Genomic DNA, 25,751 nt, shown 5'->3' with positions numbered 1-25,751 from the left:
AGGTTTTCCGCCTAAGGTAGCTATTTCCCGATCCTTTCCTTGAGCATTTTCCGTGCGGCCTGGATCTCGGTGATGTCCTTAAAAGAATCCTTGGGGATCATAAAAAATGAGCGCGGGCTGAAATAGACATGAAAGAAATAGAGGGTCTCCTTGAAGGCCGTAAAGTCCTCCCATTCCCAAAGTTGCTGACCTTTCTTTGTTTGCAGCACCAGGCCGCGGTCTTCGAGGCTGAGGGTGAAGGTGTCCTGGAAGGTCGCCGAGCGTTTGTAGATGCTGAGCGGGAGAAGGCGCCGGACCGAGACCCAGAGACAAAACCAGAGGAGCGAGAAGACCAGGAATGGAAGGGCCTGTATCTTCTTGAGTGCGAACAAGATAGCCGACAATATTGCGAATACGTTGATCATGATGACCATGATTCGGATCTCCGGTTTGCTAAAAAAATGGCCGCGTAATCCATCCAGAACCTGCTTCTTATTGTATCCGAATTGAATAGTCATTTGCGGTAAAAATAAGGAAAAATAAAAGAGCCCCTGCCGGCGGCAGGGGCTTCAAAAATGTTTTGAGGTTGCGCTAGCGCATATCCCGGCACCGCGAGTAGTGGTGGCTTGCGGCTTCTCCTGGAGTTACGCTGCGGGCGCAGGAATACAATAAGGTGCTGCAGAGAACGAGAAGAACCAGTGCTACGAAAAGACGTTTCATGTTTTTCATTTTAGGGTTGGAAAGGATTTATCTTTTTTCTAAAACGCACAAATACAGATATTAGTATTTTTTGATAGAGGTAACTCTGTATTTAAGCACCGAAAAAATACGGCGAAAAGCTTGCAAAAAATAATCCAATTTTTGAGGATCCGGGGGTAAAAGACAAGTGGCCCTGCAGGCCTGCGGTCTACAGGGCCATTTAATCAACTACAGCCCATGCTGTTGCCACAATTGAGGCATTTATAGCAGGTGCCGCTGCGGATGGTGATATGTCCGCAGGTGTTACAGGCCGGGGCATCGCTTTGCATGCTCCTGGCTGCCGCGTTGATGGCATCCAGGCCATTATCGGCACGGGTCGCCGCGACGGGTCTGGGGGCCCGGTGGGCCGCCTGGGGCTGGGTAGCCCCGGTATTTCCGCCTGCCTTTGCCACGATGCGGACATCGCTGAGCTCCGGCTTTTTATCCATTTCCTCCGCGGGCATATCCCAATCGTCGGCGCCGGTGTTGGCGACCTCGGGCCGGTCGAGAACGTGTACCAGATCGGTGCGGCCGAGGTATTCATAAGCCAGGGACCGGAAGATGAAGTCGACGATGGAGGTCGTGCTCTTGATATTCGGGTGATCGACCATTCCGGAAGGTTCGAAGCGGGTGAACACGAACTTCTCCACGAATTCTTCGAGCGGGACCCCATATTGCAGACCGATAGAGATCGCGATGGCGAAGCAGTTGAGCATGCTGCGCATCGTGGCGCCTTCTTTGGCCATATCGATAAAGATCTCGCCTACGGTGCCGTCGCTGTATTCGCCCGTGCGCAGGAAGATCGCCTGGCCGTTGATCTTTGCCTTCTGGGTAAAGCCGCGGCGTTTGGCCGGGAGGGTACGGCGTTCGACGATCATCGCCAGGGCGCGCTTGAGGCTGGTATCCGGCGAAGCCTGGACTCGTTTATGTACTTCGTCGAGGAGCTCCTGTACGGTGAGCTTACCCAGATCGACGATGGTCGATTCGACGGATGGTGCGGCCGTCGGGGTTTCCGAGGGTTGAGCGGCATCCTTTTCGACGTCTTTCTTTTTCTTGTCGGACTTGGTGCTGAGCGGTTGGGACAACTTGGAGCCGTCGCGATAAAGGGCGCAGGCTTTGAGGGCCAGCTTCCAGCTGAGCATGTAGGCGTCGGCGATGTCTTCGACAGACGCTTCGTTGGGAAGATTGATCGTTTTCGAGATAGCGCCGCTGATGAAGGGTTGGGCGGCGCCCATCATGCGGATGTGACCGTGAGCATGGATATAGCGTTCGCCTTTCTTCCCGCATTTGTTGGCGCAGTCGAATACCGGCAGATGCTCTTCTTTCAGGAAGGGGGCGCCTTCGACGGTCATCGTCCCGCAGACATAGTTGTTGGCAGCCTCGATCTCGTCGTCGGAGAAACCGAGGGCTTCGAGCAGGCTCCAATCGAAGTTGTAGTATTGTTCGGGCTTGAAGCCGAGGCGTTGCAGGCATTCTTCGCCCAGGGTATAGACATTGAAGACGAAGCCGATCTCGAAGGCGGAGCCGACGGCGCTGTCAAGCTTCTTTATCTCTTCGGCGATAAAGCCTTTTTCACTCAGGGATTGGTGATTGATCGCGGGCGCGCCGGCGAAGGTTCCCGAACCGACGGCATATTTGACGATGGTGTCGATCTGCTTGTCGGTGTAGTTGAGGTTCTTCAGGGCGAGGGGAACGGACTGGTTGATGATCTTGAAATAACCACCGCCGGAAAGCTTTTTGAACTTCACCAGGGCAAAATCGGGTTCTACGCCGGTGGTGTCGCAGTCCATGACGAGCCCGATGGTGCCGGTGGGTGCGATAACGGTGGACTGGGCGTTGCGATACCCGTACTTTTCGCCAAGCTGGACGGCTTCGTCCCAGGCTTTCGTTGCGGCTTTGAGAAGATAGTCGGGACAATATTTTGCTTTCAGGCCCTGGGGTTTTGTGGCAAGCCCTTCATATTCGTCGGCGTCATAGGCAGCCAGCCGGTGGTTGCGCATGACGCGGAGCATGCTTTCCCTGTTCTCTTCGTAGCGGGGGAAGGCGCCGAGGACAGCGGCCATTTCCGCGGAGGTTCTATAAGCGATGCCGGTCATGATGGCGGTGATGGCCCCGGCGATGCCGCGGGCCTCTTCGCTGTCGTAAGGGATGCCCATGATCATCAGCATGGAGCCGAGATTTGCATAGCCCAGCCCGAGGGTGCGATAGTCGTAGGACAGCTGGGCTACCTCCTTTGAAGGAAACTGCGCCATGAGCACCGATACCTCGAGGACGACGGTCCACAACCGGGCCGTATATTCGAAGTCATCAACGCTGAACGTATTGGTCTTTTCGTTATAGAAGCGGCGAAGATTGAAAGAAGCCAGGTTGCAGGCCGTATTGTCGAGGAACATGTATTCCGAGCAGGGATTGGAGGCCCGGATAGGTCCGCCGGCGGGGCAGGTATGCCATTCGTTGATGGTGGTATCGTACTGGGTGCCGGGATCGGCGCAGCGCCAGGCGGCATAGGAGATTTGGTTCCACACTTCGCGGGCGGGGATGCGCTTCATGACGCGGTTGTCGTGGCGGGCCGTCAGTTCCCAGTCTTCGTCGTTCCGCAATTTTTCGAAGAAGGAGTTGGGAATGCGGACGGAGTTGTTGGAGTTCTGGCCGGAGACGGTGCGATAGGCCTCGCCTTCGTAGTCGCTGGGGTAACCTGCTGCAATCAGGGCAGCGACTTTCTTTTCTTCCTCTACTTTCCAGTTGATGAAATCCATCACTTCGGGATGGTCGAGATCGAGGCAGACCATTTTCGCCGCCCTGCGGGTGGTGCCGCCGGATTTGATGGCGCCCGCGGCACGGTCGCCGATCTTCAGGAAGGACATCAAACCGCTGGAGGTGCCGCCGCCGCTTAGCTTTTCGCCTTCCCCGCGGATATGGGAGAAATTGGTGCCGACGCCGGAGCCGTATTTAAAGATCCGGGCTTCCCGGACCCAGAGGTCCATGAGGCCGCCTTCGTTGACAAGATCGTCCTCAACGCTGAGGATGAAGCAGGCATGAGGCTGGGGGCGTTCGTAGGCCGAGGTGGACTTTTTCAGCACGCCGTCGTTCTGGTCCACGAAGTAATGGCCCTGGGGTTTTCCGGTGATGCCATAGCTTTCGTGGAGGCCCGTGTTGAACCACTGGGGCGAGTTGGGGACGCAGGCCTGGTCGAGGATGCTGTAAACCAGCTCTTCATAAAACACCTGCGCGTCCTTTTCCGAGGCGAAGTAGCCATAGCGTTCGCCCCATACGCGCCAGCAGTTGGCCATGCGGTGGGCGACCTGTTTTACCGAGGTCTCGCGCCCGAGCGAGCCGTCCGCCTGGGGTACGCCGGCCTTACGGAAGTATTTTTGAGCGAGGATGTCGGTGGCGATCTGCGACCATTGAGCCGGCACCTCCACATTGTTCATTTCAAACACCACCTCGCCGCTGGGATTCCGGATGACAGAGGTGCGATAGTCATAGGTGAACTGATCGAATACATTGACGTTCTCCTTTGTAAAGCGGCGGGTAAAATGCAACCCTTTCGTGGTTGGCTTTTTGGCGGCCATGGTCAGTTCTTTTGATTGAAGAAATATTTTTTGGGCGGTTGCTTTCGGGAGGGTCGGGAACTAAAAGTATCTTATTTCCGCATTCCTGCCGCAGCAAAATTTTCCACCGGGTTGTGCAAAAGAATTTTATCTTTTTCTTTAGTTTTTATTTATTCTTTTTGAAGCATGAAAACACCAATTAAGATACTGTTAATCATTCTTTTTGCCGGGGCGTCGGCAAAAGCCCAGACCCAATTCATGGGTTGGGGTGCATCCTTTATCAACTACAAAGTTAACGATAAGTTCGGGTTGTATTTTGACGGGCAATACCGGTCGACCGATCGGTTACAACAACTGAACCAATTATTACTAAGACCCGGGGTCAATTTTTATTTGTCGCCGGCATTTACGTTTACGTCGGGTTACGCGATGATTCCACAACAGCGCATAAGCAATGGGGTGACAGGCTATTTGCCTGAACACCGGATTTGGGAGCAGTTGGTCTTTACGCATAAGGTGAAGGCCGTGCGGGCGACGGTCAGCCATCGCGCACGACTCGAACACCGATTTATTCCACGGCATCATGCCGAGGGGAATTCACTGGTTAAGGATGGACACCGGACCGCGGGAAGACTAAGGTATTTTACACGCGGCGTTGTGCCGCTGGGCAATGCTTCCGACAAGGGGATGTTCGCTGCGATACAGAATGAGATCTTCTTTCATACGGCGGACGGGGGTTCCTTTGATCAAAACCGGGCATACATAGCCGCGGGTTACCGGATGAGCCGGCAGCTGGACCTGGAGATGGGTTATATGAACCAGTATATCGCCGGCGCCGGCGGCGCCTCCACCAACAATCATATTCTGCAGGTGGCCACGTATATCCGGTTATGATGAGGGCGGCAGGACGAGATCGTTCAGCTCGGGGTGATGGTTGAGATACTTTTTGACAAAGGGGCAATAAACCTTTACTTTCAGCTGATGGTTTCTTGCGTAATCGAATGCGGCGGCGACTAATGCCGAGCCGATCCCCCGTCCCCCAAGCTTTTCCGGCACTTCCGTATGCATAAGAACGATCGCTCCATCATGGAGGCGATATTCGAGGAAACCGATCTCTCCTTCTACCGGAAGTTGAAATTGTTGCCGTTGCTCGTTGTTTATTACGTTATATGCTTGCATTTCAATCGCAAAAATGTGCTAATTTCGTAAATATTCCACGATTATCAGGGGATTTTACGACTCTTAAATGCCAGAAACTTTTCGCATTTTTGTATCACCAACGGCAACAGCGAATTAATGAAGCAGACCATTTACGAATCCGTGTCGGCAAAAAAAAGAGAGGGGAAAAAATCCTTCGCCGTACTGATCGATCCAGACAATGTCGATGCGGAAAAAATTGAGGAGCTGACGGGTCTGGCTGTGAGTGCGGAGGTAGATTACCTGTTTGTCGGCGGCAGCCTGGTCATTTCCAACCATCTCGACGAGGTGGTCCAGCAAATTCGCACCCACTGCTCCATTCCGGTTATTCTTTTTCCCGGTACGCCCTCCCAGGTATCGCGTTTTGCGGACGGGCTCTTATATCTATCCCTTATCTCGGGTCGTAATCCGGAACTGCTTATCGGGCAGCATGTGATTTCTGCCCCCGCGGTCCGCAAGAGCGGGCTGGAGATCATCTCCACAGGGTATATGGTCATCGACGGCGGTGCGCCGACAACGGTCTCGTATATCAGCAATGCGAGTCCTATCCCTGCCGACAAGAATGAGATCGCGCTTTGCACCGCCATGGCGGGGGAGATGCTTGGAATGAAGCTGATCTATATGGATGCCGGCAGCGGCGCGAGGCATCCGATCCGTGAAGAGATGATCGCCGGTGTGGCGAGCCATATCGAGGTGCCCCTTGTCGTCGGCGGGGGCATCCGTGATCCGGAGAAGGCCTATCGCAACTGCAAGGCGGGGGCGGATATCATAGTCGTCGGCAATGCCATCGAAAAGGATGCTGCGCTGATCCGCGAGATGTCGGCGGCCATCCATTCGGTGCCTACCGTAAGGTGATCGCCGGATTTGATCCGGCGGCTTTTAAGATGTGACGGCCGGAAGCGGCCGCGGGACGAGATCGCCGGGTGAGGCGCCTGGCGAGGCGGCGAAGGGCCAACCGGGTGGAGATGAGTCGCATACGGCGGAAAATGCGGAAACCGGCGGATAGGTTGCCCCGGATTGGGACCCAGTGGTTTAACTTCACGTTAAAAAAATAAATTAGGGTCCAAAAACGGAGATTTTACCTATTTTTGCGGGGCAAAAGCTTTTACACCAATTTCATCTTCTATTGAAATGAAAAAAAACTCACCCATATCACTGCTCGTGGTATTGCACGCCTTCAATCAGCGTGGGTTTTTTGCTGCGCCTTTGTGCCCAGTTTTTTCTGTTCGGCCAATTCCCTTTTGGGTACGACGTTGATACCTATTTTTCCTGCCAGCCTGTGCAATAGCGGCGCTGATCTTCAGCCCGGCTATTTTTGTCTTTTCAAGTTTTTTATTGGGGAGTATTTATCCGAAGAACAATGGAACAACAACAATTCAAGATAGTTATTGCCGACGAGTCCTACCAGGATTTCGCTCAGATCATAGTCGATGAAATGGCGTCTTCGGCGAAGGCCCGGGGAACCGGTATCGCCAAGCGCAGCCCGGATTATATCCAGCAGAAGATGCGGGAGGGGAAGGCGGTGATCGCCTTTACGGAAGATGGGATCTGGGCGGGTTTCTGCTATATCGAGACCTGGAGCCATGGCGAGTATGTCGCCAACTCGGGGCTTATCGTTTCGCCGCCGTTCCGGAAGAGCGGGCTGGCCAAGATGATCAAAAAGAAGATCTTCGAGCTGAGCCGCAAGATGTATCCCAATGCGAAGATCTTCGGGCTGACAACGGGTCTTGCCGTGATGAAGATCAATTCGGAGCTTGGATATGAGCCGGTGACCTATTCGGAGCTGACGCAGGACGATGCCTTCTGGGCTGGTTGCAAGAGCTGTGTCAACTATGAGATCCTGATGAGCAAGGAGCGGAAGAACTGTATGTGCACGGCCATGTTGTACGATCCGAAGGACCATTATGAGCCCGAAGAGACGACCCAGGACTTTAAAAAGCATTCCAAACTATACGAGCGATTCATGCGCATCAAGCAGTGGAAGCTGCTGGCGCCTTTTCTCAAGCACCATGCGGAGGAACCTGGCGCGCCGTCGAACAAAGGCGGCAATGGAGGCGGCGGTATGATCAAGTCGCTGTTCCATTTCTTTCATCTGTAATCATTAAAAATCCATTTTTTCAGCCATGAGCAATAAAGTTGTCTTAGCCTACAGCGGCGGATTGGACACTACCTATTGTGCCGTTTATCTCAACAAGGTCAAGCATCTCGAGATCCATGCCCTTACGGTCAATACGGGAGGATTCAGCCAGGCGGAGATCGATCAGATCGAAGCACGTGCGAAGAGTCTCGGTGTCGCGTCTTTCGAATGCGTAGATGTGACCCGGGAATATTATGAGAGCTGCATCAAATACCTCATATTCGGCAATGTGCTGAAGAACGCAACTTACCCGCTGAGCGTCAGTGCCGAAAGGATGGTGCAGGCGATTGCCGTGGCCAATCACGTAAAGAAGGTCGGCGCCTCCGCCGTCGCGCATGGCAGTACCGGCGCCGGCAACGACCAGGTTCGCTTCGACATGGTCTTCCAGAGCATGTTGCCGGGGGTGGAGATCATCACCCCAATCAGGGACCTGCGGCTGAGCCGGGAAGCAGAGATCGCCTTTCTGAAGGAGAATGGAGTAGAGATCAATGCGGAGAAAGCCAAATACAGCATCAATAAAGGACTCTGGGGCACTTCGGTCGGCGGAAAGGAAACGCTGACCTCGAAGGACTATCTGCCCGAGGACGCCTGGCCGACACCGGTCACGGCGACGGGGGTGCGCCAGCTGACATTGGAGTTTGCCAAGGGAGAGCTGATAGCGGTGGATGGCGAGGTCTTTACCAATCCGGTAGAGGCGATCCAGCACCTGCAGGCAATAGCCCAGCCTTATGGCGTAGGCAGGGACATCCATGTCGGGGATACCATAATCGGGATCAAGGGTCGTGTCGGTTTCGAGGCCGCAGCTCCCGTGATCATCATCAAGGCGCATCATCTGTTGGAAAAACATACGCTTACCAAGTGGCAGCTATATTGGAAGGATCAGCTGAGCACCTGGTATGGCAACTGGCTGCATGAAGGGCAGCTGCTGGATCCCACGATGCGGAACATCGAGAGTTTCCTTCAGGACACCCAGGAGACCGTCAGCGGGAACGTATTTGTTACCCTCCAGCCCTACCGATATACGATCACGGGCATCGAGAGCGAGCATGACCTGATGAGCAGCAAGTTCGGCAGCTATGGAGAGATGAATAAGGGTTGGAGCGGGGATGACGTGAAAGGGTTTGCGAAGATCTTCGGCAACCAGACCGCTATTTTTCACAAGGTTAACGAGCCTGCCAAATGAACCCGGTCGTATCCATCCAACGGCCGTTGAAACACTACCAGTGGGGCGCGGGTTGTGACGGATGGAACCTGGTGGATCAGCCGGAGCTGTCGGTAAAACAGGAAAGAATGCCGCCTCACACCGAGGAGGCGAGGCCGACCTGGTGTTTATCTTATGTTCACAGCCTTCGACGTTTAATGATAGGGTTGACGCCCCTTAGGGCCTTAGCCAAATATGGCCCCTGGGGCCACAACATTCAATGATTATCCTTCGGATGGTCGGCCCGTGGCCGACCCAAGTATTATGATGAGACGAGTAAGAGCAGGCATTATCGGTGGCGCGGGGTATACCGGCGGAGAGATGATCCGGTTGCTGATCAACCACCCGGCCGTAGACATCCGGTTCATCCACAGCAAGAGCAATGCGGGTAAGCCCGTTGCGGATATCCATGAGGACCTGGCGGGGGATACGGCGCTGAGCTTTGATGCGGAATGGCATAGCGAGGTGGATGTGGTCTTCCTTTGCGTGGGCCATGGCGAGGCGAAGAAATTTATGGACGAGCATGGGTCGCAGTTCGATGGGGTATTGGTGATCGATCTGTCGCAGGATTTCCGGCTTGGAGCGCCCGGTTGGGTCTACGGACTGCCGGAGTTGAACCGCGAAGAGATCCGGTCGGCGCAGGCCGTTGCCAACCCGGGCTGCTTTGCGACGGCCATTCAGCTGGGGCTTCTGCCGCTGGCGAAGGCAGGATTGCTGGCCGATGTCTACACGACGGGTATTACGGGTAGCACCGGGGCCGGGCAATCGATGTCGGCCACCAGCCATTTTTCATGGCGCGCCAATAATATCCAGGCTTATAAGACGCTGACCCATCAGCATTTGAAGGAGATCGGCCAAACGCTCAGGCAGCTGCAGCCAAAAGTTCAACCGGCGGTGCATTTCACCCCGTGGCGCGGGGACTTCACCCGGGGCATCTTTATCAGCAGCCAGCTGAAAGTGGAGCGGAAGCCGGAGGAAGTGCTGGCATTGTTTGAAGAATATTTCAAGGGACATCCTTTTACGATCGTCAGCCGCAAGCCGATCTCGCTGAAGCAGGTGGTGAACACGAACAAATGTCTGATCCAGCTGGAGCAGGAAGGATCACAACTGGTGGTGCATTCGGCGCTTGACAACCTCCTGAAAGGAGCCTCCGGGCAGGCCGTGCAAAATATGAATCTTCTCTTCGGACTCGATGAGACCATGGGGCTCCGTCTGAAGGCAAACGCATTTTAAACAGCATTATATGAAACTATTCGACGTTTATCCGATCAATGACATCACCATCGTAAAGGCAAAAGGCAGTTATGTTTGGGATCAGGATGGTCAGCAATACCTCGACCTGTATGGCGGGCATGCGGTGATCTCTATCGGACATACGCATCCGCACTATGTACAACGCATCACGGACCAGCTGAATAAGGTAGGGTTCTATTCCAATTCCATCCGTATCCCCCTGCAGGAAGAGCTGGCGGAGAAGCTCGGAAAGGTTTCCGGCCGGCCCGACTATCAATTGTTCCTTTGCAATTCCGGGGCCGAGGCCAATGAGAACGCGCTGAAGCTCGCCAGCTTCCATACAGGACGAAAAAAGATCGTCGCTTTCCGCAAGTCGTTCCACGGCCGCACCTCGCTGGCCGTTGCCGTTACCGACAACCCGGCGATCGTCGCGCCCGTGAATCAAACGGACAATGTCATTTTCCTTCCTTTTAACGATGAGGCCGCGCTCGAAGAATGCTTTACCAAACAGGGGAATGAGATCGCCGCGGTGATCATCGAAGGTATCCAGGGAATCGGCGGGATCAATGTGGCCGAAGCGGGCTTCCTGCAGGCGATCAGCCGGCTTTGCAAGCAATACGGATCGGTTTTCGTCGCCGATGCCGTACAGTGCGGCTATGGACGGAGCGGGAAGTTCTTCTCACAGGACCATGCGGGCGTAGATGCCGATATCTACAGTATGGCCAAGGGTATGGGCAATGGGTTCCCGGTAGCGGGGATCATGATCGCTCCGCATTTACACTCGAAGCACGGGATGTTGGGAACCACTTTTGGGGGCAACCACCTGGCGTGCGCCGCCGCACTGGCGGTATTGGAAGTGATCGGGCAGGAAAACCTTATTTCCAATGCCGCCGAGGTCGGGAACTACCTGATGAGCGAGCTGAAGAAGATCCCGCAACTGCAGAAGATCCGGGGAAGGGGGTTGATGATCGGCTTTGACCTGCCGGAGAACTTAAAGGACCTGCGGAAGAACCTCCTCTGGCATCAGCACATCTTCACCGGGGAAGCGAAGCCGAATACTATCCGTCTGTTGCCTTCGCTGGCGCTGCGGAAAAAGGATGCCGACGAATTCCTGGAAGCGATCCGGGAAGAGATCCACGCAATGAAAGGGGTAAAAGCAAACTAACATAGAATGAAAAATTTTGTTTCCGCCGCCGATGTCGCCGATATCGACAGCCTGGTAAAGTCGGCCCTGGCCTATAAAGCCGATCCGTTGAAAGACAAGACCCTTGGCGCCAACAAGCGCGTGGGGATGCTCTTCCTGAACCCCAGCATGCGGACCCGATTGTCGACGCAGATCGCTGCGCAGAACCTCGGGGCGGAAGCGATCGTCTTCAATGTCGACAAGGAAGGATGGGCGCTGGAGTTTGAAGAGGAGGCGATCATGAGCGGCAATACGGTGGAGCATGTAAAGGATGCGGCCCCGATCATGGGGCATTACTTCGATATCCTTTGCATCCGCACGTTCCCTTCCCTGAAGAACAAGGAAGACGACTACAGCGAACTCTATATCAACCAGTTCATCAAATACTCCGGCATTCCGGTTGTGAGCCTGGAGAGCGCCACCCTCCATCCCCTGCAAAGCCTTACGGATATCACGACGATCCAGGAGGTCTGGAAGGAAAAGCGGAAACCGAAAATAGTGCTGAGCTGGGCGCCGCATGTAAAGGCCCTGCCGCAGTGCGTGGCCAACAGTTTTTCACAGTGGGTGAACGCGTGGGGGAAGGCGGACTTTGTGATCACTCATCCCGAAGACTACGAGCTGGATACAAAATTCACAAAGGGTGCAACCATCACACATAACCAGGACGAGGCGCTGAAGAATGCCGATTTCGTGTACGTGAAGAATTGGAGCACCTACGCTGATTATGGCAAGATCTACAACAATGATCCCGAGTGGATGCTGACCAACGAAAAGATGCGGGCGACGAATAGCGCCAGGGTGATGCACTGCCTGCCGGTGCGGCGGAATGTGGAACTGAGCGATGAGATACTGGACGGGCCCTCGAGCATCGTAACCCAGGAGGCGTCCAACCGGGTTTGGGCAGCGCAGGCAGTGCTTGCGGAGTTGTTATGTAAAAAATAACATTATGCAGCTTTCCATTATCAAGATAGGCGGTAACATCATCGACGACGAGGCCAAGCTTTTGGCCTTTCTCGATGCCTTTGCCGCGGCGCCCGGGAAGAAAATACTGGTCCACGGCGGCGGAAAACTGGCTACCAAGGTTGCCGAAGGGCTCGGCATCCGGCAGCAGCTGGTGGATGGGCGGCGGATCACCGATGCGGAGACGCTTAGGGTGGTGACGATGGTATATGCGGGCACGATCAATAAGAATATCGTGGCGCAGTTGCAGGCCCGGGGCTGTGCAGCCATCGGGCTGACAGGTGCCGACGGTAACGCGATCCTGTCGCATAAGCGCGTGCATCCGACCGTCGATTATGGGTTCGTCGGCGATGTGGACCAGGTGAATACTCCGCTGCTGACGAGCCTGCTGTTGCAGGACAAGACGATCGTCTTTGCCCCGATCACCCATGACGGCAAGGGGCAGCTGCTGAATACCAATGCCGATACCATCGCCCAGGAGCTGGCGCGGGCGCTGAGCACGAGCTTCGAAGTAAGTCTCGTCTATTCGTTTGAAAAAGCCGGTGTTCTGATGGACACGGAAAATGATGCATCGGTGATCGGTCTGCTCCGGCCGGCCGAATATGAAGACCTTAAAGCCCGGAAGGTGATCTTTGCGGGGATGATCCCCAAGCTGGACAACGCCTTTGCGGCCCTGCGCAGCGGGGTGGGCCGGGTGATCATCGGAAGGGCGGAAGAGCTATCTTTATTGCTTTCCGGGAAAGCCGGAACAACTATCCAACATGAATAACCTGCAAGCGGAAGCAATCGAATTACTGAAACGGCTGATCGCCATTCCCTCCTTCAGCAAGGAGGAGGACCGGACGGCCGAACTCCTTGTGGGGTATCTGTCGTCGAAGGGGGTTACCGCTCACCGGCTTCAAAACAATGTCTGGGCCACCAACAAATATTTCGATCCTGCCAAGCCGAGCGTCCTGCTGAATTCCCATCACGATACGGTAAAACCTAACAAAGCTTATACGCTGGACCCGTTTACGCCAATCGAAATGGACGGCAAGCTCTTCGGGCTTGGCAGCAACGATGCGGGGGGGTGCCTGGTCTCGCTGATCGCCACATTCCTGTATTTTAACGAGACCCCGGGACTGGCATATAACCTTGTGTTGGCCGCTTCCGCGGAGGAAGAGATCTCCGGTCATAACGGTATCGAGCTGCTTCTACCCTCGCTGCCGCGGATCGAGTGGGCCATTGTCGGTGAGCCAACGAAACTGGACCTGGCCGTCGCCGAAAAGGGGTTGCTGGTGCTGGATTGCGTCAGTCATGGCAAGGCGGGTCATGCGGCGCGTGAAGAAGGGGATAACGCCATCTACAAGGCCCTGAAGGACATCGAATGGTTCCATAGCTATCGCGCCCCGAAGGTGTCCGATCTGCTGGGCCCGGTGAAAATGAGCGTGACCGTTATCGATACGGAAAACAAAGCGCATAATGTCGTTCCGTCGCAATGCCATTTTGTGGTAGATGTGCGGGTGAATGAGTGTTATACTTTCGAAGAGCTGCTGGACATCATCCGATCCTCGGTTTCCTGCGAGGTGACGCCCCGGAGCCTGCGGATGCGGTCGTCGGGGATCGCGCTGAATCATCCCATCGTTCAGTCGGGAGTGAGGCTGGGCCGGACCTGTTATGGGAGTCCCACCACCTCGGATAAGGCGCTGATGCCGTTCCCTGCCCTGAAGACGGGACCGGGCGACTCGGCACGGAGTCATACGGCAGATGAGTATATTTATATGGCGGAGATCGGCGAGGGGATCAAGGGGTATATCGATCTCTTAAAACCACTGATTTTATGAGCGGAAACAAACTATGGAGTAAGGCCGGCACCAGCACTTCGGAATTGATCGAGACCTTTACGGTTGGCCGGGATAAGGAATTCGACGTTCTGCTGGCGGAATATGATGTGCTGGGTTCGCTGGCACATACGAAGATGCTGGCGGAGGTGGGTTTGCTTTCGCCGGAAGACCTGGCGAAGGTTCAGGATGGGTTGAATGGGATCCTTGCCGAGATCCGCTCAGGTTCCTTTGTCATCGACAAGGATGTCGAGGACGTTCATTCGCAGGTGGAACTGCTGCTGACCAATCGTATCGGCGAGGCAGGCAAGAAGATACATAGCGGACGGAGCCGCAATGACCAGGTAGCCGTCGATATCAAGCTGTATCTGCGGGCGCAGGTGCTGGCGGTAAAGGAGGAGGTCAGACAGCTGTTCGAGCTGTTGATCGGGCTGAGCAACCGCTACAAAGACAAGCTGGTGCCGGGTTATACGCACTTACAGATAGCGATGCCTTCATCCTTTGGGCTTTGGTTTGGCGCCTATGCTGAGAGCCTTGTCGATGACCTGGAAGTGCTGGCCGCGGCTTATCATGTAGCTGATAAGAATCCGCTGGGCAGCGGAGCGGGTTATGGTTCTTCCTTTCCTTTGGACCGGGAGCTGACCACGCAGCTACTGCATTTTGGAGCGATGAACGTGAATTCCGTCTATGCGCAGATGAGCCGCGGCAAAACGGAGAAGATCGTGGCCATGGGACTGGCTTCGGTGGCGGCAACGCTGAGCAAGCTGGCAATGGATTGCTGTCTTTATATCAACCAGAACTTCGGCTTTATTTCCTTTCCCCCCGAGCTGACCACGGGCAGCAGCATCATGCCGCACAAGAAGAACCCAGACGTCTTCGAGTTGATCCGGGGCAAATGCAACCGCATCCAGTCCACGCCCAACGAGCTTACCCTGCTGATCAACAACCTGCCTTCGGGCTATCACCGGGATATGCAGCTGACCAAGGAGATCCTTTTCCCCGCCATCGAGGAAGTGAAGGCCTGTTCGCGGATGACTTCGCTGATGCTGTCGAATATCGAGATCAAGGATGATATATTGGAGGATGAGAAATACAGATACCTGTTCAGTGTCGAAGCGGTGAACGAGCTGGTGAACCAGGGGGTTCCGTTCCGCGAAGCTTACCGGCAGGTGGGTAACCAGATAGACCAGGGGAAATTCCATTTCGACTACAGCAAGGGGCTGCATCACACGCATACCGGGAGTATCGGGAACCCGGGCAATGAAAAGATCGTGGAGGAAATGACGAGAGTGCTGGCGAAATTTGCTTAAATTAGGAAATGAGAATTTTCTGCTTTTTAATGGTTGCGGCGCTTCCCGCGGCCGGCGTCTTCGCGCAGGACAGTACGCTCAAAACACGCGCCATTGCCGATATCCAGGCACATTACGACGAATACAAGACTATCGCTTTGCAGATCTGGGACTATGCCGAGGTGGGGTATAAGGAAGTGAAGAGCTCCGCCTTGTTGCAAAAGACTCTTACCGACAATGGTTTCTCTGTAAAGACGGGGGTAGCCGATATTCCGACGGCGTTTGTGGCCAGCTATGGTTCCGGGAGTCCCGTGATCGGCATCCTGGCGGAGTTCGATGCGCTCCCGGGGCTTTCCCAGCAGGCGGTCGCCGAAAAAATGCCGTTCGAAGGCCGGAATGCCGGACATGGCTGCGGGCATCATCTGTTTGGGACGGCATCGGTGGCGGCGGGGATCGAGCTGAAGAAGCTAATTGCCGAAAAGAAGCTGAGCGGCACCATCCGCGTTTATGGATGTCCGGCGGAAGAGGGTGGCTCGGGGAAGGTCTATATGGTAAGGGCGGGTCTTTTCAACGATGTGGATGTGGTGATCCACTGGCACCCGGGGGACGGGAATGCGGTTACCCTCACGTCTGCACTTGCCAATAAATCCGCGAAATTCCGGTTCCATGGACTGTCCGCGCATGCCGCCATGGCTCCCGACAAGGGCCGGTCGGCATTGGACGGAGTAGAAGCCATGGATTATATGGTGAATATGATGCGGGAGCATATCCCCCAGGAGACGCGCATCCACTATGTGATCACAAACGGGGGCAAAGCTCCGAACGTCGTTCCCGACTATGCCGAGGTCTACTATTATGTCCGTCATCCGAAGAAAGACGAGGTGGTGCGGATCTTCGACTGGGTGGCAAAGGCTGCGGAAGGGGCAGCGCTGGGTACTCAGACGCATGTCGACTACGAGGTCATCGGGGGCACGCATGACCTGTTACTGAACCGGACTCTGGCGGAGGACATGCAGCAAAACCTGCTGCTGGTCGGCGGTGTCCGCTACACGGCGGCCGAGGCGGAGTTTGCACAAAAGATCCAGGCATCGTTTACTTATAAGGCGGAAGCGATCGGTTCGGTCGCCGGCGTGAAGCCACTCAAAGAGGTGAATGACGCCGGCGGAGGGTCAACCGATGTCGGGGATGTCAGCTATGCGGTGCCGACTGTCGGACTCGAAGCGGCGACCTGGGTCGCGGGGACGCTTGCGCACAGCTGGCAGGCGACAGCCTGTGGCGGGACGGAGATTGGGACCAAGGGGATGATGGTTGCAGCCAAGACGATGGTGCTCACGGCGATGGATTGCTTTTTGAACCCGGGCCTCGTGGCGAAGGCAAAGGAGGAGTTCCGGAAGGACAAGGGCGACTATCAATATAAAGCGTTGCTGGGTGACCGGAAGCCGGCCTTGAATTACCGGGATTAATCTTATCTTAGGAATTATGAAAAGACACCTGGACCGACTGCAGGAAATGGATTTCGAGCTGGAGCGGATCGGCCTGTTCAGCGACGCCGTTTTCGCGATCGCCATTACGTTGCTGATCATCGAGGTCAAGTGGCCGGAGTTGCCCGGGAATGCCCCGTCTGCCGAATTCGACCAGGCGCTTGCGCGGATGATATTCAGCTTCGTCGGCTTTGTACTGAGCTTCTTCTTCATCGGCCGGTTCTGGCAGGTGCATCTGCGGCTGTTCCGACTGGTAACAAAATATGATGTAGGACTAATCAACCGCAACCTACTCTTCCTTTTCTTCATCATCACCTTTCCGTTCACGGCATCCGGGCTGTTCGGTCACCTGCGGGATGGCTTTGTATCGCCGCTGTACATTTACCTGGCGAACCTGGTGCTGGTCTCCGCTGCTAATTTCAACCTCTGCCGGTATGTCTTCCGCCTCAAACCTTATCTCGGTGTCGAGGGGCGAGCCGCGGAGAAGAACTATTTCTATGTCCGAAGCCTGTATACCACGTATGCGATGTTGGCCATGATCGGAGTGGTGACCGGTGTTTCCCTGATCTTCCCGCACCGGCTCGATCTCACCGGGTACAGCTGTGTGAGCGGATGGATATTTCTGCGGGCGGCCAATAAAAAAGCCAATAAGCTGCGGCCACCGGGCCATTTCTGACGGCCTAGGGTTGTTTCAGCAGATCGAGCGTCTTTTCCCCGCCTTTTAGTATTACCTCCTTTATTTCGCCGGCGCCTTCGAAGGCGATGCGGACCCCGATGATGCCGCCGATGGACTTGTTCCGCTGCACCGTATAGATGGGCTTCCCGTCGAGCCCGACCGTAAAGACGCCGTTCTCCTGCGAGCAGGTTATCTGGTGCCATTGACCGCTGCTACAACCAAAGGCGCTGAGATCATGATCCTTGCCGCTGATGGTACGCGAGCCGGTGTAGAGGTACAGACCGGAGATACATCCTTTATCGGCGAACGAGAGTACGATAGGATCTTCTGTTCCCATTACAAAGATCTGCATCTTGCGGCAGAGGGATTGCTCGACCGTGGAAGTATTGCGGATCGTGGTTCGAAACAGGAAATGGTTGCCGTTGAATCCCGGAAATTCATGAACGTCGAAGAAATTCACTGCCCGGTTGGAAAACACCGGGGAGCCGATCTTGGCTTCCAGGGTGGTCGCGCTAACGCCCATGCGGCCGGAGTCGAGGGTCGTCTCTTTTGCGGAGAGATAGACAGGCAGCGGGTCCCTGGCGACGATAGCTTTCCAGCCTCTTGTCGGGATATAGACATCCGACTGTCGTTTGATCTCCCCGTCGACAACCAGTTTTGCGCGGAAGAAGCCCGGGTAATAATAGATCGACGTATACTGTTTTCCTTCGGGATCCACTTTTTCCCGGCGAGTGGGATCCCAGGACTGCTGGATCATCACCTTTTTCGGGTTTAGGGCGGTTGCATCGTAGTCGAAGACGACGGAGTTGGGCAGCTCGTCCGAGGTCTCGTGGTGTTCGAAGCGTACTGCCGTGGAGCCGGCGGGCTTATGGACGATGCGGGCGCTGATAAAGGAGAGGAGTGTGGCTATTGCCAGGGTAATTATGATCAGCGGGGTGATGAAGGAGCGGGATTTTTTCGGCTGCGCCGGATGCGGCTGGCCCGGTTGCGGCTCCGGCGATTGCGGCGCCTGCGCCAGGAGATCGCGCCAGCCGTCGAAACCGGCATAGCGCGCCAGGGCATTGAGCGTAGCCATGGTCGGGGAGGAATCGTATCTCACCTTCCCCCAGATGCGTTTCAGTGTGGATACGCTGAGGCGGACCGATGTTCTATCGGCGATGCGATCGCTTAGCGTTTCGAAATCCTCATTCGTCCATGATGTGGCATCCCCCCAGCCCAGCGAGGCTTCGATAAGCCGTTTGCATTGTTCCAGACCGGTGGCGTTGTCCAGCATAGGTCGATGTTTTTCACTATCTTATCTGGTTCTTATCCACCCGCGAAGGAGTATCCGTCCCGTCGACGATCGTAGCGGAGCTGAGTGCGATGGCCTTGATGATCCGGACCATATTCGGGATATCGATGGTGCTCAGCTCGTCGGTCAGCTGGTGGTAATATTTATCCTTGTCGATCTGGGTCGTCGAGATCGTGTGTGCCGGTACGCCCTGCCTGGCAAGACTGGCATTGTCCGATCGGTAGAACAGCTGCTGCTCCGGATAGGGATCGGGATAGAAGGTGAATTTGCTGCCCTCCAGGTTCCTTTGCAGGATCTTGCCCATATCGGAGCGTTCGAAGCCCGTGATAAAGGCCGAGTTGCCGCCCCATTTGCTTTCGGAGCCGATCATCTCGATATTGAACATGGCCTTTACCCGTTCGGGGTCGAACTGGCTGGAGAAATACTGGGAGCCGTATTCGCCGACCTCTTCGGCGGTGAAGGCCGCAAAGACCAGTGTGCGTCCATTGTTCTTTTGTTTTGAAAAGTAATCGGCCAGCTCGATGACCGCGGTTGTGCCGCTTGCGTCATCGTTGGCGCCGTTATAGATCGAATCGCCCTTTATGGGTTGTTTGGTAACGCCCAGGTGATCATAATGACCGGAAAAGATGACGATCTCATTCTTCTTCTTTTTGCCGGGGAGGATGCCGACCACATTGGCGAGGGCGGATTCCTTTATTTCCTGCTGGACCTTTATCGAGTAATGAGTGGGATTTACGCTTGAGAGAACACAGATGACATTGGTAGGCGACTTGAATTGCTGGCGGCCGAACCGCGACAGCCGGGAGAAGTTTGCGGCATAAGAGGTGTCGACCAATACCAGGTAGTTCTTTTTTTCGTGGATATAATGCATTACCTCGGTCGCGAAATTATGACCGGCCTTTATCCATACTTTTTCATACCCGCTGTTCTCGTCGATCGAGAGCTCCGTTGCCGAGCTCATGGCAATGACATGTGCGGCGGGCACCGCCTCTCCATCGAGGATACCGGCCGCGGAGACGGGTGTCGCCTGCACCATGGTAAAGGGCTGGCGATAGCTGTCACTGCCGTTCCAGGTCTTGAGCCCGGCCGCCTTGAAGCGCGACTCGATGTAATCGGCAGCTCTTTCGATATCGGGGGTGAAAACGGCCCGGCCGCGCATGTCATCGGAAGAAAGGGTCCGCTCCGTCTGTTCGACAGAGGTTTCGTTAATGATCTTGTCGATGTTCTGCGCGGACAGGCAGGCGGAAAACGATAAGAATACCAGCGTGGAAGCAATAAGTCTCATGTGAAAGGGTTTATAAACTCATCATCTCTTTGAATTTGACCGTTTGGCGGCGGCTGACTTCGATCTTCTCCCCGCCTTTCATTTCCAGCAGGAGGCCGCCGTTGAAATAGGGCTCGATCTTCTCGATGAGCCGGAGGTTGACAATATGCTTGCGGTTGGCCCGAAAGAATACCTTTTCATCCAGCCGTTCTTCGAGTGCGTTGAGGGATTTCAGGATCAGGGGCTTATTGGGGCCGAAATACACTTTTGCATAGTTGCCGACGCTTTCGAAGAGGCGGATGTCGGAGAGTTTTACGAACCAGCAGCGTTCGCCGTCCTTGACGAATACCTGGTCGTGTTCGTTGAGGATGCTGCGGTTGACGGAAATGGGGTGGTCGGAAAGCGGCTCTTTGTCTTCCTCTATCTGCAGCTTTTGGAGGGCGTCGGCGAGGCGTTTTGGCTCGACGGGTTTTAGGAGATAATCCAAAGCATTGACTTCGAAGGCTTTAAGTGCATATTCGTCATAGGCCGTGGTGAAAATGACGTTGGGGGCGCGTTCCAGCTCGGAGAGCATGTCGAACCCGGTCTTGCCGGGCATCTGGATATCGAGGAAGATAAGGTCGGGGTTGAGGCTGTCGATCTTTTCTATCCCTTCGACGGCGTTGGCGGCTTCGGCGATGACTTCGATCTCGGGGAAGTCCAGCAATAGTTTCTTGAGTTCGTTACGGGCGAGGCGTTCGTCGTCGATGATGATAGCGCGAATCATAGTTGGTATTTATTTACTCATGTCTACGGGGATGAGTACACGGGCTTCCACCGTGTTGTCATTGACTTCCCTGATGTCGAAGTTAGCTTTTTGTCCGAAAAGAAGCTGGAGTCTGTTTTTGGTGCTGGCGAGGCCGAAGCCGTCGGAGTTACGGTTGCCGTTAAGGACACCGGTGTTGAGGATCACCAGTTCGTGATAATCATCTTTGAAGTCGGAGACGATGCGGACTTTTCCGCCTTCCACCTGGCGGCTGATGCCGTGTTTGATGGCGTTTTCCACCAACGTCTGGAGCATCATCGGGGGGATGGGCTGATCGAGGGTGTCTTCGTCGATCTCGTATTCCACCTGAAGCCGGTCTTCGAAGCGGATATGTTCGAGGGCGAGATAGTCTTTTACGATGTTCAGCTCTTTTTCGAACGTGACGGTCTCGAGCTTTTCGGCCTGCATGCTGCTACGGAGGATATTGCTCAGCTCGGTGATGGCGGTGCGGGCGCGGGCAGGGTTTTCGTCGATGAGGGCGCGGATGCTATTGAGGGCGTTGAAGATGAAATGAGGATTGATATGGGCCTTGATGGTCTTCAGCTCCAGCTCTTTGACCAGGGCTTCGAGCTTGAAGGTATCGAGCTGCTGTTTGGAGCTGATCTGGATATAATGAAATAAATAGTAGATCAGGGTCCAGGGAACGATTACGACCCCCGTGTCGGCGGTAAGGGTCAGCAGCCGGGTCATGAATTCGGCCTTCATAGAGCTGAGACCCAGTGCATCGGCCAGGCCGATCCGGATAAGGCCGTCAGCGATACAGACAAGGACGATACCGAGGAGAAATTTGGGGATGGCTTTTTCGACCGAAAGAAGTGCCCAACCCGAGCTTCTGATCACTTCCCGGAAAACGTGGGTTACGAGGATGCCGGTCAGCACGGTGATCAGCATGATCTCGACGTCTTTGTGGGTGAGCTTTTGCTCCAGGGTAGTGGAATTCAATACCAACAAAAGGGCGAGGGTGCCCCATCCACCTATCTGGCACCACCAGTAGTATCTGCTTCCGTTTTTGGTCATACGAGGTATCAATGGGCCGGAAGTCGTCCGGCTGGGGTCAAATCTAGGGTTTTCCACATACCCCGGGCCCTTATTTTGTATTAATGGCGAATTTATCCCGCTCATCGGTCCGGCAGCATCGACGAGCCGGATTTTGGAGCATCGGGGTGTTCCCGATGGGTCGGATGTATCTCCGGGCGGGCTACTGCGGGCTGGTACGGTTCCTGCAGGCATATCCCGCGGGCCCTGCCCGCGCGTAAGCCCGGTTGGACTTGCAAACCAGGCGCTAAAGTCGTAATTTTGGCGTTACAAAGGTCAATTTTCGCAAATTATGGAAATCACTCCCGGTCCCCTGTTACAAACGATCAACTCGCCCGATGATCTGAAGCTATTGAGCAGGGAGCAATTGTACCAGCTCTGTGATGAACTCCGCCAGTATATCATCGATATCGTCAGCGTTCATGGAGGGCACTTTGCCGCCAGCCTGGGGGTGGTCGAACTGACGGTAGCCCTGCACTATGTTTTCAACACGCCTTATGATCAGTTGGTCTGGGACGTCGGCCACCAGGCCTATGGCCATAAGATCCTTACGGGCCGCCGCGAAGTTTTTGCCTCCAACCGGAAATACAACGGGATCAGCGGATTTCCCAAGAGAACCGAGAGCGTCTATGATTCATTCGGCGTCGGGCATTCGTCCACGTCGATAAGTGCTGCGCTGGGAATGGCGATGGCGGCCAAATACAAGGGTGAAACGGATCGCAAGGCTGTCGCGATCATTGGTGATGGGGCTATGACCGCGGGGCTTGCCTTTGAGGGGATGAACCATGCCGGCGTCGCCGATACCGATCTGCTGATCGTGCTAAACGACAACGGTATCAGCATCGATCCCAATGTCGGCGCGTTGAAGGAATATCTTACCGATATCACGACATCCAAGACTTATAACCGGCTCAAGGACGATATCTGGAAGGCTCTTGGCAAGCTGCCGGGCAGCACGTTCAGCCGGGAGATGGCCAGCAAGATCGAGCATAGCATCAAGAGCTTTGTCAGCCGGAGCAGTAATCTTTTCGAATCGCTGAACCTGCGTTATTTCGGGCCGATCGACGGTCATAACATCACCAAGCTGGTGGACACCCTGCAGGATCTGCGGCAGATACCGGGTCCCAAGCTGCTGCATATCATGACCGTAAAGGGGAAGGGATATTCCCTTGCCGAGAAAGAGCAAACCAAGTGGCATGCTCCAGGTCTCTTTGACAAGATCACCGGTGAGATCTACAAGAAACACTACCCTACCCCACAGCCGCCCAAATACCAGGATGTATTCGGGCATAGCATAATCGAACTGGCCGGGCAGAATCCAAAGATCTTCGGGATCACTCCCGCAATGCCCAGTGGTTCCTCCTTGAAGTTCATGATGGAAAAGATGCCGGACAGGGCTTTTGACGTCGGTATCTGCGAGCAGCATGCCGTGACTTTAAGCGCCGGGATGGCCACGCAGGGGATGCGGGTGTATTGCAATATCTATTCTTCCTTTATGCAACGGGCCTATGACCAGGTGATCCACGATGTTGCGATCCAGAAGCTGCCCGTGATCTTTTGCCTTGACCGGGCCGGACTTGTCGGCGAAGATGGGCCGACGCATCATGGGGCCTATGATATCCCCTTTATGCGTTGCGTGCCCAATATGATCGTCAGCTCGCCGATGAACGAAAGTGAGTTACGTAATCTTCTCTATACTGCCCAGCTGGAGAGCAACAAATATCCCTTTGTCATCCGCTATCCCCGTGGGGAGGGCGTCATGCCGGAATGGAAGACTCCGTTCCAGGAGATCCCCGTCGGCAAGGGCCGGAAGATCAAGGACGGCGAAGGCGTTGCCATTCTCAGCCTGGGTCACCCCGGCAATTTCGTGACGACCGCCATCCGCGAGCTTCGGGCGACCGGGCTCGATCCTGCGCATTACGATATGCGGTTTGTAAAGCCGCTGGACGAGGAGCTGTTGCATGAGGTCTTCCACAAGTTTGACAGGGTAATCACCGTCGAAGACGGTACCGTGGTCGGCGGATTCGGCTCGGCCATCCTCGAGTTCCAGGCCGCGCATGGATATCACGCTACGGTGCGTATCCTCGGCATCCCCGATGATATCGTCGAGCATGGAACGCTGAAGGAGTTGCAGCATGAATGCGGGTATGATGCACCGGCGATAGCCGCCGCGGTGCGGGAGATGACGGGGGATGTGGTCAGCGTCAACCATCTGCTGGGCTGAACGGCTTTATACCCATCTTTATTCCTTCGACTAGGCAAACATCGGCACCTCGATCGCCAGCACTTCGGCATCGGTGGTTGCGGTGAATGACACATCGGCGGGCCCGGCGATGCCGAGTCCATCACGCTTTTCGAGCGCGCGGCCGCCGGCGGTGATGCTTCCTTCCAATACAAAAAGATAGACTCCGTTGCCGGGAAAGGCCGGATGATAGGGAAGGGTCTTGCCGGCGCCGAGGCGGGCGAGGGCGAGACGGGCGTCCTGGTTGATCCAGAGCGCATGGTCTTCGGCCCGGGGACTGACGATGATCTGCCATTTGTCCTTGCGGTCGTCGGGATGGAAAGAACGTTGGTCGCGCCGGGGACGGATGCCGGGTTGCTTGGGGAAAATCCAGATCTGGAGGAAATTTGCGTTGTCGTAGTGGGAAGCGTTGTATTCGGAATGACTTATACCGCTGCCGGCACTCATGATCTGTACGTCGCCGGTGTAGACGATGCCCTTGTTGCCGGCGCTGTCCTTGTGTGAGAGAGCGCCTTTCAACGGAATGGCGATGATCTCCATGTTCTCGTGCGGGTAGTTGTCAAAGCCTTCTCCTCCTTTCACGATATCGTCGTTGAGGACTCGCAGCGCACCGAAGTGTACTTTATCCCGATCGTGCCAGTTGCCGAAGCTGAAGGAGTGATGGCTGTCGAGCCAGCCGAAATTGAAATGGCCGCGTTCGGCCGAGGGATGGTATATGGTTTCCATAAGCGCCCTAGTTTGCGGATGCGTCTAAAAAGCCGGGGAAGAGACCGCCGAGACCGTTGTTAATACCGTTTGTGGGACCATCGTCGTCGGGACCCGGCTCAGGCTCTTCGCCCAGAAGTGCGGCATCGCCGAGAGGATCTTCCGGCCGGTCGGGATTGTACTCCACGATAAAATTATTCCGGCCTTCCCCTACAAGGATGCTCATATAGTTCAGCTGCACCATTTCCAGCATCGAAAGGAACAGGAAGATGGCATGCAGCCGGTCATTGCAGATATCGAAAAGCTTCTCGAAGGACATCGTCCGCTGTTCGCGGATGGTGCTGAGAATATGTTTTCGGCTACTCTCCATCGTGTAGTTGTACTGTACGACGGTGTGGACGGGTTTATTCTGCCGCTGCTGGATCTTCTGCATCAGCCGCTCGAAGGTCTTCATCAGTTTGAAGAGGGTGATCGCCTGGATCTCGGTGCCTTCGCCGGCCTCTTCGCCGATCTGCGAAAGTTCCTTCTGGAGATTACCCCGGCGCACCATGAGGTGACGGATGGCCTCCATTTCGGCGAGGGTAGCCGCGGCTTCCTTGTAGCGTTTGTATTCGAGCAGCTTGTCGATGAGTTCCTGGCGGGGATCGATCTCGTTACCCTGGGCGTCCAGCTCTTTGCGGGGCAGGAGCATCTTGGCCTTGATCCGCATGAGCGTCGAAACGAACAGGATGAACTCGCTGGACAACTCGATATTCAGGGCTTCTTCTCCGTGGATATAGGAGAGAAAGTCCTGGATGATGGTATGAATAGGTATATTGTAAATGTCCAATTCGTCTCTTTCGATAAAGAAGAGCAGGAGGTCGAAGGGACCTTCGAATTGAGGTAGCTTGATCTGGTAGTTGGTCATGACCAGGCGAAAATAACTTTTTCCGGGGGAACGGGGGCCCGGGTTTTCCCCAAGTTG

23 protein-coding genes are annotated in these 25,751 nt (G+C 55.1%); 13 read left to right on the top strand and 10 right to left on the bottom strand.

The window, feature by feature from the left end:
- Window positions 1–20 precede the first annotated feature (20 nt).
- The 3 genes from VHE34_RS20250 to VHE34_RS20240 form a co-directional block, all read right to left on the bottom strand.
- Entirely contained in the window at window positions 21–497 is a 477-nt protein-coding gene (locus VHE34_RS20250; protein WP_325591069.1) for a YcxB family protein, read from the bottom strand.
- A 73-nt stretch (window positions 498–570) separates the two neighbouring features.
- Window positions 571–699, bottom strand: coding sequence for a hypothetical protein (locus VHE34_RS20245; protein ID WP_325591067.1), 129 nt, complete (start codon window positions 697–699; stop codon window positions 571–573).
- Between the two features lie 203 nt (window positions 700–902).
- Window positions 903–4,289: a vitamin B12-dependent ribonucleotide reductase gene (locus VHE34_RS20240; protein WP_414709911.1), complete on the bottom strand. Its 3,387-nt coding sequence runs from the start codon at window positions 4,287–4,289 to the stop codon at window positions 903–905.
- A 165-nt stretch (window positions 4,290–4,454) separates the two neighbouring features.
- Between VHE34_RS20240 and VHE34_RS20235 the strand changes: the two genes are divergently transcribed.
- Window positions 4,455–5,162 (top strand): DUF2490 domain-containing protein, encoded by a 708-nt coding sequence (locus tag VHE34_RS20235; RefSeq protein ID WP_325591065.1) that lies wholly within the window; start codon window positions 4,455–4,457, stop codon window positions 5,160–5,162.
- On the opposite strand, the gene VHE34_RS20230 is transcribed toward VHE34_RS20235, so the two are convergent.
- The gene (locus VHE34_RS20230) at window positions 5,157–5,447 is read right to left on the bottom strand and encodes a GNAT family N-acetyltransferase (RefSeq protein WP_325591063.1); all 291 of its coding nucleotides are present in this window, start codon (window positions 5,445–5,447) and stop codon (window positions 5,157–5,159) included. The two genes, VHE34_RS20235 and VHE34_RS20230, sit on opposite strands and share 6 nt — an antisense overlap.
- Before the next feature lie 117 nt (window positions 5,448–5,564).
- Here VHE34_RS20230 and VHE34_RS20225 point away from each other — a divergent pair, with 117 nt between their 5' ends.
- The 11 genes from VHE34_RS20225 (at window position 5,565) to VHE34_RS20175 (ending at window position 17,445) form a co-directional block, all read left to right on the top strand.
- On the top strand, window positions 5,565–6,320 hold the full coding sequence (locus VHE34_RS20225) for a geranylgeranylglyceryl/heptaprenylglyceryl phosphate synthase (RefSeq protein ID WP_325591060.1): 756 nt from the start codon (window positions 5,565–5,567) through the stop codon (window positions 6,318–6,320).
- A gap of 505 nt (window positions 6,321–6,825) precedes the next feature.
- Window positions 6,826–7,563, top strand: a complete 738-nt coding sequence (locus tag VHE34_RS20220; protein ID WP_325591058.1) for a GNAT family N-acetyltransferase — start codon at window positions 6,826–6,828, stop codon at window positions 7,561–7,563.
- 25 nt (window positions 7,564–7,588) lie between these two features.
- Window positions 7,589–8,785, top strand: a complete 1,197-nt coding sequence (locus tag VHE34_RS20215; protein WP_325591056.1) for an argininosuccinate synthase — start codon at window positions 7,589–7,591, stop codon at window positions 8,783–8,785.
- A 285-nt stretch (window positions 8,786–9,070) separates the two neighbouring features.
- Window positions 9,071–10,036 (top strand): N-acetyl-gamma-glutamyl-phosphate reductase, encoded by a 966-nt coding sequence (argC, locus tag VHE34_RS20210; RefSeq protein WP_414709916.1) that lies wholly within the window; start codon window positions 9,071–9,073, stop codon window positions 10,034–10,036.
- A gap of 10 nt (window positions 10,037–10,046) precedes the next feature.
- Window positions 10,047–11,201, top strand: a complete 1,155-nt coding sequence (locus tag VHE34_RS20205) for an aspartate aminotransferase family protein (protein ID WP_325591051.1) — start codon at window positions 10,047–10,049, stop codon at window positions 11,199–11,201.
- A 6-nt stretch (window positions 11,202–11,207) separates the two neighbouring features.
- Window positions 11,208–12,161 (top strand): acetylornithine carbamoyltransferase, encoded by a 954-nt coding sequence (locus VHE34_RS20200; RefSeq protein ID WP_325591047.1) that lies wholly within the window; start codon window positions 11,208–11,210, stop codon window positions 12,159–12,161.
- A 4-nt stretch (window positions 12,162–12,165) separates the two neighbouring features.
- Window positions 12,166–12,948: an acetylglutamate kinase gene (argB, locus tag VHE34_RS20195; protein WP_325591045.1), complete on the top strand. Its 783-nt coding sequence runs from the start codon at window positions 12,166–12,168 to the stop codon at window positions 12,946–12,948.
- A complete protein-coding gene (locus tag VHE34_RS20190) occupies window positions 12,941–14,002 on the top strand; it encodes a M20 family metallo-hydrolase (protein WP_325591043.1) in 1,062 nt (353 codons plus the stop codon). The genes argB and VHE34_RS20190 overlap by 8 nt, the downstream gene beginning before the upstream one ends.
- Window positions 13,999–15,309 carry an argininosuccinate lyase gene (argH, locus tag VHE34_RS20185; RefSeq protein ID WP_325591041.1) on the top strand — a complete coding sequence of 437 codons (1,311 nt, stop codon included), beginning with the start codon at window positions 13,999–14,001 and terminating at the stop codon, window positions 15,307–15,309. Before VHE34_RS20190 ends, argH begins: the two co-directional genes overlap by 4 nt.
- A gap of 8 nt (window positions 15,310–15,317) precedes the next feature.
- Complete coding sequence (locus tag VHE34_RS20180; RefSeq protein ID WP_325591038.1) at window positions 15,318–16,751, top strand: amidohydrolase; 1,434 nt, start codon at window positions 15,318–15,320, stop codon at window positions 16,749–16,751.
- Between the two features lie 16 nt (window positions 16,752–16,767).
- The gene (locus tag VHE34_RS20175) at window positions 16,768–17,445 is read left to right on the top strand and encodes a TMEM175 family protein (protein ID WP_325591035.1); all 678 of its coding nucleotides are present in this window, start codon (window positions 16,768–16,770) and stop codon (window positions 17,443–17,445) included.
- A gap of 4 nt (window positions 17,446–17,449) precedes the next feature.
- On the opposite strand, the gene VHE34_RS20170 is transcribed toward VHE34_RS20175, so the two are convergent.
- The 4 genes from VHE34_RS20170 to VHE34_RS20155 are packed head-to-tail and all read right to left on the bottom strand — an operon-like array spanning window position 17,450 to window position 21,822.
- The gene (locus tag VHE34_RS20170) at window positions 17,450–18,718 is read right to left on the bottom strand and encodes a hypothetical protein (protein WP_325591032.1); all 1,269 of its coding nucleotides are present in this window, start codon (window positions 18,716–18,718) and stop codon (window positions 17,450–17,452) included.
- 16 nt (window positions 18,719–18,734) lie between these two features.
- The gene (locus VHE34_RS20165) at window positions 18,735–20,021 is read right to left on the bottom strand and encodes a M28 family metallopeptidase (protein ID WP_325591028.1); all 1,287 of its coding nucleotides are present in this window, start codon (window positions 20,019–20,021) and stop codon (window positions 18,735–18,737) included.
- Between the two features lie 10 nt (window positions 20,022–20,031).
- Window positions 20,032–20,766 (bottom strand): LytR/AlgR family response regulator transcription factor, encoded by a 735-nt coding sequence (locus VHE34_RS20160; protein WP_325591025.1) that lies wholly within the window; start codon window positions 20,764–20,766, stop codon window positions 20,032–20,034.
- A 9-nt stretch (window positions 20,767–20,775) separates the two neighbouring features.
- Window positions 20,776–21,822, bottom strand: a complete 1,047-nt coding sequence (locus VHE34_RS20155) for a sensor histidine kinase (RefSeq protein WP_325591020.1) — start codon at window positions 21,820–21,822, stop codon at window positions 20,776–20,778.
- Between the two features lie 310 nt (window positions 21,823–22,132).
- Here VHE34_RS20155 and dxs point away from each other — a divergent pair, with 310 nt between their 5' ends.
- Window positions 22,133–24,064: a 1-deoxy-D-xylulose-5-phosphate synthase gene (gene dxs / locus VHE34_RS20150; protein WP_325591016.1), complete on the top strand. Its 1,932-nt coding sequence runs from the start codon at window positions 22,133–22,135 to the stop codon at window positions 24,062–24,064.
- A gap of 30 nt (window positions 24,065–24,094) precedes the next feature.
- On the opposite strand, the gene VHE34_RS20145 is transcribed toward dxs, so the two are convergent.
- Both VHE34_RS20145 and VHE34_RS20140 read right to left on the bottom strand, forming a co-directional pair.
- A complete protein-coding gene (locus VHE34_RS20145; protein WP_325591012.1) occupies window positions 24,095–24,808 on the bottom strand; it encodes a pirin family protein in 714 nt (237 codons plus the stop codon).
- Between the two features lie 7 nt (window positions 24,809–24,815).
- The gene (locus tag VHE34_RS20140; RefSeq protein ID WP_325591008.1) at window positions 24,816–25,694 is read right to left on the bottom strand and encodes a segregation and condensation protein A; all 879 of its coding nucleotides are present in this window, start codon (window positions 25,692–25,694) and stop codon (window positions 24,816–24,818) included.
- Between the last annotated feature and the right edge of the window lie 57 nt (window positions 25,695–25,751).

The organism is Puia sp. (genome assembly GCF_035546395.1).
In the GTDB taxonomy this organism is placed as follows: domain Bacteria; phylum Bacteroidota; class Bacteroidia; order Chitinophagales; family Chitinophagaceae; genus Puia.
The sequence above is the reverse complement of the archived record's forward strand: the minus strand, read 5'-3'. Positions and strand labels throughout refer to the sequence as shown.

What these genes read in the sequence shown, in the direction of transcription:
- VHE34_RS20250 (WP_325591069.1), bottom strand. Translation starts at nt 497, where the DNA reads ATGACTATTCAATTCGGATACAATAAGAAGCAGGTTCTGGATGGATTA.
- VHE34_RS20245 (WP_325591067.1), bottom strand. Translation starts at nt 699, where the DNA reads ATGAAACGTCTTTTCGTAGCACTGGTTCTTCTCGTTCTCTGCAGCACC.
- VHE34_RS20240 (WP_414709911.1), bottom strand. Translation starts at nt 4,289, where the DNA reads ATGGCCGCCAAAAAGCCAACCACGAAAGGGTTGCATTTTACCCGCCGC.
- VHE34_RS20235 (WP_325591065.1), top strand. Translation starts at nt 4,455, where the DNA reads ATGAAAACACCAATTAAGATACTGTTAATCATTCTTTTTGCCGGGGCG.
- VHE34_RS20230 (WP_325591063.1), bottom strand. Translation starts at nt 5,447, where the DNA reads ATGCAAGCATATAACGTAATAAACAACGAGCAACGGCAACAATTTCAA.
- VHE34_RS20225 (WP_325591060.1), top strand. Translation starts at nt 5,565, where the DNA reads ATGAAGCAGACCATTTACGAATCCGTGTCGGCAAAAAAAAGAGAGGGG.
- VHE34_RS20220 (WP_325591058.1), top strand. Translation starts at nt 6,826, where the DNA reads ATGGAACAACAACAATTCAAGATAGTTATTGCCGACGAGTCCTACCAG.
- VHE34_RS20215 (WP_325591056.1), top strand. Translation starts at nt 7,589, where the DNA reads ATGAGCAATAAAGTTGTCTTAGCCTACAGCGGCGGATTGGACACTACC.
- argC (WP_414709916.1), top strand. Translation starts at nt 9,071, where the DNA reads ATGAGACGAGTAAGAGCAGGCATTATCGGTGGCGCGGGGTATACCGGC.
- VHE34_RS20205 (WP_325591051.1), top strand. Translation starts at nt 10,047, where the DNA reads ATGAAACTATTCGACGTTTATCCGATCAATGACATCACCATCGTAAAG.
- VHE34_RS20200 (WP_325591047.1), top strand. Translation starts at nt 11,208, where the DNA reads ATGAAAAATTTTGTTTCCGCCGCCGATGTCGCCGATATCGACAGCCTG.
- argB (WP_325591045.1), top strand. Translation starts at nt 12,166, where the DNA reads ATGCAGCTTTCCATTATCAAGATAGGCGGTAACATCATCGACGACGAG.
- VHE34_RS20190 (WP_325591043.1), top strand. Translation starts at nt 12,941, where the DNA reads ATGAATAACCTGCAAGCGGAAGCAATCGAATTACTGAAACGGCTGATC.
- argH (WP_325591041.1), top strand. Translation starts at nt 13,999, where the DNA reads ATGAGCGGAAACAAACTATGGAGTAAGGCCGGCACCAGCACTTCGGAA.
- VHE34_RS20180 (WP_325591038.1), top strand. Translation starts at nt 15,318, where the DNA reads ATGAGAATTTTCTGCTTTTTAATGGTTGCGGCGCTTCCCGCGGCCGGC.
- VHE34_RS20175 (WP_325591035.1), top strand. Translation starts at nt 16,768, where the DNA reads ATGAAAAGACACCTGGACCGACTGCAGGAAATGGATTTCGAGCTGGAG.
- VHE34_RS20170 (WP_325591032.1), bottom strand. Translation starts at nt 18,718, where the DNA reads ATGCTGGACAACGCCACCGGTCTGGAACAATGCAAACGGCTTATCGAA.
- VHE34_RS20165 (WP_325591028.1), bottom strand. Translation starts at nt 20,021, where the DNA reads ATGAGACTTATTGCTTCCACGCTGGTATTCTTATCGTTTTCCGCCTGC.
- VHE34_RS20160 (WP_325591025.1), bottom strand. Translation starts at nt 20,766, where the DNA reads ATGATTCGCGCTATCATCATCGACGACGAACGCCTCGCCCGTAACGAA.
- VHE34_RS20155 (WP_325591020.1), bottom strand. Translation starts at nt 21,822, where the DNA reads ATGACCAAAAACGGAAGCAGATACTACTGGTGGTGCCAGATAGGTGGA.
- dxs (WP_325591016.1), top strand. Translation starts at nt 22,133, where the DNA reads ATGGAAATCACTCCCGGTCCCCTGTTACAAACGATCAACTCGCCCGAT.
- VHE34_RS20145 (WP_325591012.1), bottom strand. Translation starts at nt 24,808, where the DNA reads ATGGAAACCATATACCATCCCTCGGCCGAACGCGGCCATTTCAATTTC.
- VHE34_RS20140 (WP_325591008.1), bottom strand. Translation starts at nt 25,694, where the DNA reads ATGACCAACTACCAGATCAAGCTACCTCAATTCGAAGGTCCCTTCGAC.